General features: G+C 72.1%; 9 protein-coding genes. 3 read left to right on the plus strand and 6 right to left on the minus strand.

Annotation, left to right across the window (positions count from 1 at the left end):
• Positions 1-236 precede the first annotated feature (236 nt).
• Positions 237-2,111 carry a translation elongation factor 4 gene (gene lepA / locus ACFVS9_RS09835; RefSeq protein WP_383113266.1) on the minus strand — a complete coding sequence of 625 codons (1,875 nt, stop codon included), beginning with the start codon at positions 2,109-2,111 and terminating at the stop codon, positions 237-239.
• Positions 2,112-2,326: 215 nt separating this feature from the next.
• Here lepA and rpsT point away from each other — a divergent pair, with 215 nt between their 5' ends.
• Entirely contained in the window at positions 2,327-2,593 is a 267-nt protein-coding gene (gene rpsT / locus ACFVS9_RS09840) for a 30S ribosomal protein S20 (protein WP_014156344.1), read from the plus strand.
• Positions 2,594-3,667: 1,074 nt separating this feature from the next.
• Here the strand turns inward: rpsT and holA are convergent.
• Positions 3,668-4,657 (minus strand): DNA polymerase III subunit delta, encoded by a 990-nt coding sequence (gene holA, locus ACFVS9_RS09845; RefSeq protein WP_383113267.1) that lies wholly within the window; start codon positions 4,655-4,657, stop codon positions 3,668-3,670.
• A gap of 89 nt (positions 4,658-4,746) precedes the next feature.
• On the opposite strand from holA, the gene ACFVS9_RS09850 reads away from it, so the two are divergent.
• Complete coding sequence (locus ACFVS9_RS09850; protein WP_383113268.1) at positions 4,747-4,992, plus strand: hypothetical protein; 246 nt, start codon at positions 4,747-4,749, stop codon at positions 4,990-4,992.
• 210 nt (positions 4,993-5,202) lie between these two features.
• On the opposite strand, the gene ACFVS9_RS09855 is transcribed toward ACFVS9_RS09850, so the two are convergent.
• Together ACFVS9_RS09855 and ACFVS9_RS09860 are read right to left on the minus strand one after the other, a co-directional pair.
• Entirely contained in the window at positions 5,203-6,087 is an 885-nt protein-coding gene (locus tag ACFVS9_RS09855) for a YceI family protein (RefSeq protein ID WP_383113269.1), read from the minus strand.
• A gap of 276 nt (positions 6,088-6,363) precedes the next feature.
• Entirely contained in the window at positions 6,364-7,188 is an 825-nt protein-coding gene (locus ACFVS9_RS09860; RefSeq protein WP_389931280.1) for an arylamine N-acetyltransferase, read from the minus strand.
• 100 nt (positions 7,189-7,288) lie between these two features.
• On the opposite strand from ACFVS9_RS09860, the gene ACFVS9_RS09865 reads away from it, so the two are divergent.
• Positions 7,289-7,744, plus strand: a complete 456-nt coding sequence (locus ACFVS9_RS09865; protein WP_389931281.1) for a pyridoxamine 5'-phosphate oxidase family protein — start codon at positions 7,289-7,291, stop codon at positions 7,742-7,744.
• Between the two features lie 353 nt (positions 7,745-8,097).
• Here ACFVS9_RS09865 and ACFVS9_RS09870 read toward each other — a convergent pair whose 3' ends face one another.
• Entirely contained in the window at positions 8,098-10,701 is a 2,604-nt protein-coding gene (locus tag ACFVS9_RS09870) for a ComEC/Rec2 family competence protein (RefSeq protein WP_389931282.1), read from the minus strand.
• Positions 10,698-11,369, minus strand: coding sequence for a helix-hairpin-helix domain-containing protein (locus ACFVS9_RS09875; protein WP_383113273.1), 672 nt, complete (start codon positions 11,367-11,369; stop codon positions 10,698-10,700). Before ACFVS9_RS09875 ends, ACFVS9_RS09870 begins: the two co-directional genes overlap by 4 nt.
• Between the last annotated feature and the right edge of the window lie 244 nt (positions 11,370-11,613).

Consider the following 11,613-nt stretch of genomic DNA (forward strand, 5'->3'; position numbering starts at 1 on the left):
CTCCCGCCGGGCCCCCGACCCCAAAACCCCACCGGCCCCCCCCCTACAACACCCCCCCGCCCCACCCCCCACCAGGCCCCGGGCCCCCGCGCCCCGCCGGGCAGCTCCCGCGCACGCCCGACGGCGTACCCCCGGGTCGCCCCCGGGGACGGGTGCTGCCACCTACCGGTTCCTGCTGGTCCCTGCGGGTCTCCGCGGCTTCCCGCGGCTTCCGGAGGCTTCCCGCCGGGAGGGTGCTACTTCTTGCCCTTGCCCTCGCCGGCCGACTCGTCGGTCGACAGGACGGAGATGAACGCGTCCTGCGGCACCTCCACGTTGCCGACCATCTTCATCCGCTTCTTGCCTTCCTTCTGCTTCTCCAGCAGCTTCCGCTTACGGGAGATGTCACCGCCGTAGCACTTGGCGAGGACGTCCTTGCGGATGGCGCGGACGGTCTCACGGGCGATGACCCGGGAGCCGATGGCGGCCTGGATCGGCACCTCGAAGTTCTGCCGGGGGATGAGCTTCTGCAGCTTGGCGACGAGCCGGACGCCGTACGCGTACGCCTTGTCCTTGTGCGTGACCGCCGAGAACGCGTCGACCTTGTCGCCGTGCAGGAGGATGTCGACCTTGACGAGCTGGGCGGACTGCTCCCCGGTGGGCTCGTAGTCGAGGGAGGCGTAACCGCGGGTCTTGGACTTCAGCTGGTCGAAGAAGTCGAAGACGATCTCGGCGAGCGGCAGGGTGTAGCGGATCTCCACCCGGTCCTCGGAGAGGTAGTCCATGCCGATCAGGGTGCCGCGCCGGTTCTGGCAGAGCTCCATGATCGCGCCGATGAACTCGCTGGGCGCCAGGACCGTGGCCCTCACCACCGGCTCGTGCACCTTGTCGATCTTGCCCTCGGGGAACTCGCTCGGGTTGGTGACGATGTGCTCCGAGCCGTCCTCCATCTCCACCCGGTAGACCACGTTCGGGGCGGTGGCGATGAGCTCGAGGCCGAACTCCCGCTCCAGGCGCTCACGGATCACGTCGAGGTGCAGCAGGCCGAGGAAGCCCACGCGGAAGCCGAAGCCGAGCGCGGCCGACGTCTCCGGCTCGTAGACCAGGGCGGCGTCGTTGAGCTGGAGCTTGTCCAGGGCCTCACGCAGGTCCGGGTAGTCGGAGCCGTCCAGGGGGTAGAGCCCCGAGAACACCATCGGCTTCGGGTCCTTGTAGCCGCCCAGCGCCTCGGTCGCCCCCTTGTTCAGGGAGGTGATGGTGTCACCGACCTTGGACTGCCGGACGTCCTTCACACCGGTGATGATGTAGCCGACCTCGCCGACGCCGATGCCGTCGGCCGGGGTCATCTCGGGTGAGGAGACCCCGATCTCCAGCAGTTCGTGGGTGGCGCCCGTCGACATCATCCTGATGCGCTCGCGCTTGTTGAGCTGGCCGTCGACGACCCTGACGTAGGTGACGACACCGCGGTAGGCGTCGTAGACCGAGTCGAAGATCATCGCGCGCGCCGGGGCGTCGGCCTGGCCGACCGGGGCCGGGACGTCCCGGACGACCCGGTCGAGCAGCGCGTCCACGCCGACACCGGTCTTCGCGGAGACCTTGAGCACGTCCTCGGGCTGGCAGCCGATGAGGTTGGCCAGCTCCTCGGAGAACTTCTCGGGCTGGGCCGCGGGCAGGTCGATCTTGTTGAGCACCGGGACGATGGTGAGGTCGTTCTCCATCGCCAGGTAGAGGTTGGCCAGCGTCTGCGCCTCGATGCCCTGGGCCGCGTCCACCAGCAGGACGGTTCCCTCGCACGCGGCCAGGGAACGGGAGACCTCGTACGTGAAGTCCACGTGGCCCGGGGTGTCGATCATGTTGAGGATGTGGGTCGCGCCCTTGTCCTCGCCCTCGGTGGGCGCCCACGGCAGACGGACCGCCTGGGACTTGATGGTGATGCCGCGCTCGCGCTCGATGTCCATCCGGTCGAGATACTGGGCGCGCATCTGCCGCTGGTCGACCACTCCCGTCAGCTGGAGCATCCGGTCGGCAAGCGTCGACTTGCCGTGGTCGATGTGCGCGATGATGCAGAAGTTACGGATCAGCGCCGGGTCGGTACGGCTCGGCTCGGGCACGTTGGTAGGAGTCGCGGGCACGCAGGGTCCTGATTCTTGAGACGCCGGACGCCGTGTCTCGGGTCGAAGTCGGGTCGGACGGATCGATACGTAGCCTCCATCGTCCCACGCCTGAGGGACCGGGACCGGTTTGGGCCGGTCCGAGGGTGGCTGCTACCGTGGGCAGCTGTGCCTCGTGGCCCTCAGAAGCGGCGTGGCGCACATAGAAGATCCAACGAACCTGAAAAGGCTCTTTCGTGGCGAACATCAAGTCCCAGATCAAGCGGAACAAGACGAACGAGAAGGCGCGCCTGCGCAACAAGGCCGTCAAGTCCTCGCTCAAGACCTCGATCCGCAAGGCCCGCGAGGCTGCCGCTGCCGGTGACGTCGAGAAGGCCACCGTGGCCGTCCGCGACGCCTCCCGCCAGCTCGACAAGGCTGTCTCGAAGGGTGTCATCCACAAGAACGCCGCCGCCAACAAGAAGTCGGCGCTGGCTCTCAAGGTTGCCGCCCTCCAGGGCTGAGCTACTGATGTGATCGCCGGTACGGACTCAGCGGGCCCTCTCTCCCGCTCCTGACCGGCACCCCGCGCCGCACACCGAACCTGCGTTCGCCACGCGGGTGCGGCGCACCAAGCGTGAACCGAAGGCCCCGGCCACGTCCTCCCCAGGACGACGGCCGGGGCCTTCGTGCGTGGGTTGGGTTGCGGGGGGGGCGGGCGACGGGGGCAACGGGGGGCCACCGGGGCACCGGGGGGCGTGGCTGAGGCTGGGGGGCGGGACCGGGGCTGGGGCTGAGGGGCGGGACCGGGGCTGGGCGGGGGCTCGGGTCGGGGCTGGGGTGGGGGCTGGGGCTGGGGGGCGGGACCGGGGCTGGGGCTGGGGGCGAGGCTGAGGCTGGGGCTGGGGCTGGGGCTGGGGGCGAGGCTGGGGCTGGGCGACCCAGGCCCCGTGCCGCCCACGGGCTTGAGGCTGGTCGAGGCTGAGGGCTGAGGGTCGGCCGGGGGCGTAGTCAGGACCTCGGGTACGGGGCTGAGAGCTGGTCGGGCCTGGACTCGTACGTACTCAAGGCTTCGGGGCCGGAGGCCCACGGCCCCGACTCGGGGCCGGGATGCGTGAACCCCGGCTCGGGGCCGGGGTGTGTGAAACCCGGCTCGGGGGCGGGGTGCGTGGACCACGACTCGGGGCCGGGGTGCGTGCCAAACCTTCGAGTGCGGTGGGGGCGGGGCTGGGCCGGGGCTCGGGAGCGTACTCGACGCTTCGCGGTTGGGGCCCGCGGCTCGTCGGCGCTGGGGTGCGTGCCCAAGGCTTCGGATGCGACGGGACTGGGGCGGGGGCCCGGCCCCGCGCGGAGAGGGCTGGTGGACTCGGCTCGGATCGCAGAGGACCGGCGAGGGGAGGACCGGTGGGGTCGGCAAGGTGCGAGAGGTCCGGTTCAGGGACGACCGGCGGGACCCCGGGTGCGAGAGGACCGGCTCAGGGACGAACGGCGGGACCGTCAGGGGCGCGGCCGGGTACGGCGGCGCCGGGGCGCCAGGTGCCGGTGCGGCCGTCGGACAGCAGCCGATCGGACCGACGGTCGCCGGATCGCGCGCCGGCTCAGCGGCCTCCGGCTCGTGCCGCGCGGGCGACGGCGACCACGGCCTTCTCCAGGGCGTACTCGGGGTCGTCCCCGCCTCCCTTGACACCGGCGTCGGCCGCCGCGACGGCGGTCAGTGCCGCTGCGACTCCGTCCGGAGTCCAACCGCGCATCTGCTGGCGCACCCGGTCGATCTTCCAGGGCGGCATGCCGAGTTCGCGAGCCAGGTCCGCCGGGCGCCCGCCCCGGGCGGAGGAGAGCTTGCCGATCGCCCGGACACCCTGTGCGAGGGCGCTGGTGATCAGGACGGGTGCGACGCCTGTGGACAGCGACCACCGCAGCGCCTCCAGCGCTTCGGCCGCCCGGCCTTCCACGGCACGGTCGGCGACGGTGAAGGAGGATGCCTCCGCCCGGCCCGTGTAGTAGCGGCCGACGACTGCCTCGTCGATGGTGCCCTCGACGTCCGCGGCCAGCTGCGACACGGCGCTCGCCAGCTCCCGCAGGTCACTGCCGATGGAGTCCACCAGTGCCTGGCACGCTTCCGGGGTCGCGGACCGTCCGAGGGTCCGGAACTCCGACCGCACGAAGGACAGCCGCTCGGCGGGCTTGGTGGTCTTGGGGCACGCCACCTCACGCGCCCCTGCCTTCCGGACCGCGTCCAGCAGCCCCTTGCCCTTGGCTCCTCCCGCGTGCAGCAGCACGAGGGTGATCTCCTCGGCGGGGGCACCCAGGTACGCCTTGACGTCCTTGATGGTGTCGGCGGAGAGATCATGCGCGTTGCGCACGATCACCACCTTGCGCTCGGCGAAGAGCGAGGGGCTGGTGAGCTCCGCGAGTGTGCCCGGCTGCAACTGGTCCGGGGTGAGGTCGCGGACGTCCGTGTCGGCGTCGGAGGCCCGGGCCGCGGCAACCACCTGCTGCACGGCACGGTCCAGGAGCAGGTCCTCCTGGCCCACGGCGAGCGTGACGGGGGCGAGCGGATCGTCGGTGGAATTACGTCTGGTGGCCATCGCGGTCCAGCATCCCACGCCCCTGTGACAACGCCGCGGGGCAGCCGCCCCGGCGTACGGCCCGACCCTGCCTGACGGAGAATGACCCGGTGAGCGATGTGAGACATGTACTGGTGCTGCCCGACCGCGACGCGGCCGAGGAAGTCGCCGGAGAACTGGCCGACCGGTTCGGCGTCGGCGAGGAACCGCAGCTCGTGCGGGACGCCCTGGCCGGCGAGGACGACGCCGAGGACGCCCAGTGGCTGGTGGTCGTGGAGGACCCGGACGGACGGCTGGATTCCGCGGCGCTCGACGCGTTCGCCGCCGAGTACGAGGGGTGGCTGGAGGCACCGTGACAGCGGCGAGGACGTGTGCGGCCGACGGCGCCCGCCGGCCGCACCACCCTGCGGGCCCCGCACAGCCGTCAGCACGTGGTGTGTGGATGCGCCGAGTGGCGTGGGCCCGCAGTGCAATCCCGGTGTGGCGCGGGGGCGCGGCGGGGGCCCGCAGTGCAATCCCTGCGGCGCGAGGGCGCGGCGCGGGCCTGCGATGCAGTGCCTTCGGTGTCAGCCCTTGGGAACGATCTGGATGTCCATCTCGATCTTGATACTGGGGCCGACCACGGCGATTCCGCGTGCCAGCATCGTCTGCCACGTGAGCGTGAAGTCCTCGCGGTGCAGCTCAGTGGTCGCCCGGCAGGCGGCCCGGGTCTCGCCCTCCAGGCCGTTGCCCAGGCCGAGGTACCGGGTGTCCAGGGTGACGGTACGGCTCACGCCGTGCAGGGTGAGCGCGCCGGTGACACCCCAACGGGTACCACCGCGGTGGACGAAGCGCTCGCTGTAGAACTCGAGCGTCGGATAGCGCCCGACGTCGAGGAAGTCACCGGACCGCAGGTGGTCGTCGCGCATCCGGACGTTCGTGTCGATCGACGAGGCGTCGATGATGACGTGCATGGCCGAGTCCTCCATGCGGTCGGCGATCCGCACCGCACCGGCGAAGGTGTTGAACCTGCCGTGGATCCGGGCCATGCCGATATGCCGTGCCGTGAAACCGATCTGGGTGTGCGTCGGCTCGATCTCCCAGTCACCCGGGTCGGGCAACTGCGGGGGCTGGGACACCGGGAGCGAGACGTCGCCGACGCTCACGTGACCGCCCTGGGTCACGGTGACCGAACGGTGGAAGGGCGTGAAGCCCTCCGCTGTGACACCCAGGCGGTAGTCCCCCGGCGGCACCGTGGCGACCACGTTTCCGAAGGGGTCGGTCTCGCCGCCGACGACTTTGCGGCCCGCGCTGTCGGTGACGACGAAGTCGGCCTGCTGCACGGGCTCGGACACCGGGTCCAGCACCCGGCAGCTCAGCATTCCGGCATTCTGCGGCACGGGGAAGCCTGCGGGGGCACTGTTCTGCGCGGTGCCGGACTTCGCTCTGCTGCCTAGCCAACGGCCGAACATGTGCACGTACTCCCCAGGGCGGTTCTCACCTCGGACCCCTGACAGCCGGACGTCGTTGTCGGATCAGCGGCCCGCCGACGAATAGGCATTCGATCACCATTGCGATGTTCGAGGCAAACGCAGCAGCTCAGGCAGGTTGTGCCGAGCTGTGACCAGCTGTCCGCCACTGTGCGCAGGTACTACCGAAGGTCCGTATTGCACCGATACCCATCGGCCCCGTAGGCCCACTGGATGTCACCGGACCCCATCCGGCGTCCACAGCCCGTATCGCCCTGCTCAGCCGGTCATGGGCGGGCGTACCGACGGCGGGTGCGTCAGCGTGATGCCGAAGTGGTCCTGGTAGGCGGCGAGCACCTCGGCGTTGTTGTCCAGCTCCGTCTCGTGGCGCTCTCCTCTCCGGGTCGTGATCAGGGTGCGGCCGCGAAGCGTCACCCGGCCGTCCCCGGTGTACCGGGAGCAGATGAGTGACCGGGAGAAGTGGGATTCCGGCGACGTGCGGTGGTACCAGGCCCCGGCCCGGAACTCCGTCAGCACACGGGGCCTCATGTCCAGGCGGAACTGCCGTGACCCGTCGCGCAGTAGGTCGAGGTCCCCCTGCGGCGCCTCCCGGAAGCGGAAGGTGCCGCAGGGATCGTCCTGTTCGGTGCGGACCTCCAGTTCGAGCGGGTGAAGGGCGTGGTCGCCGAATCCCACATCGGCGAGCCAGGGGCCCGTACCGTCGTCCGTCTCGACCCGCAGCGCGACGTGGTCGTACGGGATGCCGAGGCGTCCGCCGTCTCCGAACACCCGCGCCTGGAGCAGGGTGACGCGGAAGCCCAGCTCGCGCAGCAGCGCGGCGAAGGCGCCGTTGAGCTCGTAGCAGAAGCCGCCTCGCCGTTGCGCCACGATCTTGTCGACGAGCTTCGCCTCCTCCAGGACGATGTCCTGTCCGAGATGGATCGAGAGGTTCTCGAAAGGCACGGTCATCAGGTGGCGGAGCTGGAGCACGCGCAGGGCCGAGGCGTCGGAACGGACCGGGCGGGCCGCGCCGATGCGTTCGAGATAGGCGTCCGCCCAGGCAGAGTCGGGCACATGGGCCGGCTGCCGCCGTTCCTCGTTCATGCAGGAAGTCTGCCGTGGTACGTCCGGCGGCGCCATTGGTCTCCCGACCTAGGACCGGTGGCCGATGCCACGGTCGCTGCCGCTGGCTAGCGTGTGGCCGATGACGGAGCGAGAGCCGGCACGCGACCGGAAACAGCGCAAGCAGGACGCACTCGATCGCCTGGAGAAGGACCAGGACGCCTGGGTGGCGACCGCCTCCGCCGACGGCGTGCCGTGCCTGGTGCCCCTGTGGTTCGTGTGGGACCGGAACACGCTGCTGCTGGCCACCCGGCGTACCAACCCGACAGCGGTCAACGTGACTCCGTCCGGACAGATCAGAGTCACTGTCGGCAACGCGCGGGACGTGGTGCTGATCGAGGGCACAGCCGAGGTCGTCGAGGGGACGGATCTCCCCACCGCGTCGGGGGAGGCCTTCGCGGAGAAGCTCAACTGGGACCCACGCGGTCATCCCACGTGGGTGTACCTGCGCATCACGCCGTACGCCCTCAAGGCCTGGCGCGAGAAGAACGAGCTGGCGGGCCGTGACCTGATGCGGGACGGAACCTGGCTGGTCTGACAGCAGTGCCCCGCCCACCGGACGCCCTCCCTCGGCAGCGGCAGGGACCGGCCCGGCGGGGGCAGGGGCAGGCCCGGCAGGGACAGGAACCGACCCGGCGGAACGGATCGGCCCGGCAGAATCGACGAGCGTGGCGGGGCGGATCCGCCCAGCAGAACCGACCAGCGTGGCGGGGATCGGCACATGCGGCGCCGGCACGACAGATACCGACAGGTCCAGGGCAGGAGCGGCAGCGACCGGCCCGACCCGGAACGTCCCGACGGCAACCGACCGCACTGGGATGCTCTCGACGGGGACCGGAACAACCAGGCTCCGCACAGCGGCGGTGGCACGGCACCCGCCGGGTTCCTCGCTCATGACCGGCCCGCCGCGCGCAGAGCCGCCCCTGCGCCTCGCACCGCGATCGCCCCATGGATGTCGGTACGCAGAACCTTCGCTCCTGTCGCCTCGAGGGCATCGACCGTACGGGCCGCCGGATGGCCGTACGGATTGTCCGTGCCGCAGCTGATCAGTGCGAGCCTCGGGTGTGCACTGCTCAGGAGTGCGGTGTCCTGATGGGCGGAGCCGTGGTGCGCGACCTTGAGCACGTCCACCCGGGGCAGCGCCGGCTGACCGCGCAACATCCCCCTCTGTGCCGGGGGTTCGAGGTCGCCCAGCAACAGCAGGGTCATCCCCCCGGACCGGACGAGAAGTGTGACGCTGGAATCGTTCGGTTCCTCGGTCGGACCGGCCGGGGCGGCCCCCGGCGCACCCGCCGCGGGCCAGAGCACCTGCCACTCGAGGGGGCCGGTCCGGCGTCGCTCACCCGGAACGGCCCGGATGGTGGGGACGTGCGCCTCCTCGGCCGTTCTCCTCACGAAGGCCGCCTGTTCCGGAGGCTTGTCGAGGCTCGTCGTCTGGATCGCGCCGACCTCGCGCCCCCTCAGCACACCGGGCAGACCGCGCACATGGTCGGCGTGGAAGTGGGTCAGCAGCAGGAGGGGCACACGGGTGATGCCGAGATCGCGTAGGCACCGGTCGACCAGGCGGGGTTCGGGGCCCGTGTCCACGACCACTCCGGTGCTGTCCCCGGCGGCGAGCACCATGGCGTCCCCCTGTCCCACGTCGCAGAGCGCGAAGGCCCACCCGGGAGGCGGCCACCCTGTCATGAGCCGGGTGAGCGGAACCGGCCTGAGCACCGCGAGCACCAGGAGGAGCGCGGCGGCGGAGCACACCCAGGGGTGGCGTGCCAGGCGTCGGGCTGAGAGCACCAGGAGAACCGTGAGGACGGCCAGGAGCGCGGCTCCTCTCCAGCCGCCCGGCCAGTCGACTTCCGCCCCGGGAAGCGCCGCCCCGGTACGGGCCACGGACGCGATCCATCCGACGGGCCAGCCCGCGGCCTCGGCCAGCGCTTCCGCCACCGTCATGGAGACAGGGGCGACGGCGAGCGAGGCGAACCCGAGGACTGTCGCGGGAGCCACAGCGAACTCGGCCAGCAGGTTGCAGGGAATCGCCACCAGGCTGACCCGCGACGCGAGGACCACGACCACGGGTGCACAGACCGCCTGGGCCGCCCCGGCGGCGGCCAGCACCTCGGCAAGCCGTGCCGGGACCCCGCGACGCTGAAGCGCACCGCTCCATCCCGGTGCGAGGGTGAGGAGCGCACCGGTGGCGAGGACGGACAGCAGGAAGCCGTAACTGCGGGCCAGCCACGGGTCGTACAGCACCAGCAGCAGAACGGCGGTCGCCAGCGCGGGAATCAGCGATCTGCGCCGGCCCGTCCCGATGGCGAGCAGTGTGATCACGCCGCAGGCGGCCGCGCGAAGAACGCTCGGCTCCGGACGGCAGACGATCACGAAGGCCAGGGCGACCGCGCCGCCGGTGAGGGCCGTCATACGCAGGGAGATGCCCAGGCGCGGTGCCAGGCCCCGGCGTTCACTCCGCGAGGCCGTACCCGGAGGGCCGATGAGGAGGAAGAGCAGGATCGACAGGTTGGAGCCGGACACGGCGAGCAGGTGGGTGAGGTCGGTGGCCTTGAAAGCGTCGTGCAGGTCGGGCTGAACCCGTGACGTATCGCCGACGACCAGACCTGGCAGGAGCGCCCGCGCGTCGGGGTCGAGGCCGTCGGTGGCCTCCCGGAGGCCGGACCGCAGCTTCCCCGCGGCGCGTTGGAGGAGGGTGGGCTCCGTCGTGATCTGCGGGGGCCGGTCCGCGTCGGTGCCGAGTACGGCTGCGATGCGCTCCCCCTCGTGGCGCGGTGGCGCGAGCCGTCCTCTGACGCGGAGGCCGGTCGAGGGCAGCAGCCGCTGCCAGCGCGCCGCCTCGTCACCCGGGGCGACCATGACGAGGACCGGGGTCCGGAGTTTGGTCACCGTCCCGTCGGGTGCGGTCAGCCGGTCGATCTCGGCGTCCAGGAGCAGCGAGACGGGGGTGCTGTGGTCACCCTGTACGCGCGGCCGGGTCCGGCGGGGGTCGGACGTCACGGTCACCTCCGCCTCGACCCGCGCGTAGGACTCCGCCAGCCCGGGGACGGGTCCGCTGCGGGCATCCGCGCCGTGGAGGCCGGCGGCCGCCGCTCCGGCCGCAGCGCACAGCAGCACTCCGGCTGCGACCGTGACACGTGCCCCCGCGCGCCGGGATCGCCCGGTGACTTGCGGGGCCGCCCGCCCGGGCTGCCCGCGCGCCGGGCCCCCGTGCCCGGCAGCGTCCGCCTCACCGGCCCGGGCGCCCGGCTCCCCGCTGCCGCCCGGTGCCGCTCGCGCCAGGAAGCGGGGTACGGCGAGGAGTGCCAGGCCGGTGCAGAGGCAGAGAGCCACTCCGGTCGCGACCGACACGCCAGGCGCTCCCGCTGCCAGGACCGCCGCCGCCCAGGCTGCCAGGGCCGGAGGGACCAGCCGCAGATCGGCCGGAGTCTGGGTGCGCGGATCGGCCTCGCCCGGACTCGGCCCGGAGTCCGTGTGGACGCCCGGACCGTTCATGGCCTGACCAGAGGACGGAGGTCCGCGAACCTGCGGTCCCCGATGCCGCTGACCTCGCGGAGTTCGTCGACGGAGCGGTATCCACCGTGCTCGGTGCGGTAGTCGATGATGTGCTGGGCGAGCACCGGTCCGACCCCGGGCAGGGTTTCGAGCTGTTCGGCGGTGGCCGTACCGAGGCTGACCGGCGCCGCAGGCCCGCCTCCGCCCGTCGCGGCGCCTCCCGTCCCGCCTTCGGGCGGCGGCGCACCGGGCAGGCCCACGGCCACCTGCTCACCGTCCGTCAGGACACGCGCGCGGTTGAGCAGGGTGACGTCGGCGCCCTCGCGGACACCTCCTGCGGCACGCAGGGCGTCCGCGACGCGTGAGCCGACGGGCAGGTACTGGATCCCCGGCCGGCGCACCTTGCCGCTCACATCGACGACGATCTGCCCGCCCGGGGAGGCGGCCCGCGTTCCCGTGTCCGGGCCGGCCGTGGGGCCGGGCGACCCGGCGTTCGGGGACTCCGCCCCGTCCGTCAGGACCGATGCCGCCTCGGTGACGCGGTCGGGAGCGTGTACGTCCTCGGGGCGGGCCGACCAGAAGTGGGTCGCGGCGAGAACCGCGGCCCCGGCCAGGACAACGGCGAGCGCGGCGAGCGCGCGTGGTTCCAGGCCGCACCGCAGCTGCACCCAGAGGGGTAAGCGGTCCCGCAGGGCGGGCCCGGCCTCTCGCCACCACCGCGGCCTCATGGCTGAGCCGTCGAGTGCCCCGGAGCGTGGCGGGAGCGGCGGCCCGGCAGGGGCAGGCGGAGCGGGAGCGGGAGCCGGGCACGCTTCGGGCTCCGTTCGCGCTGCCGGGGCAACGGCCCAGGACGGTGCCGCCCTGGTCCGGCCGTCCGCGCCGGACAGCACTTCGGGCGTGCCCTCCCCCGCC

The organism is Streptomyces sp. NPDC058008 (assembly GCF_042886395.1).
Taxonomy (GTDB): Bacteria; Actinomycetota; Actinomycetes; order Streptomycetales; family Streptomycetaceae; genus Streptomyces.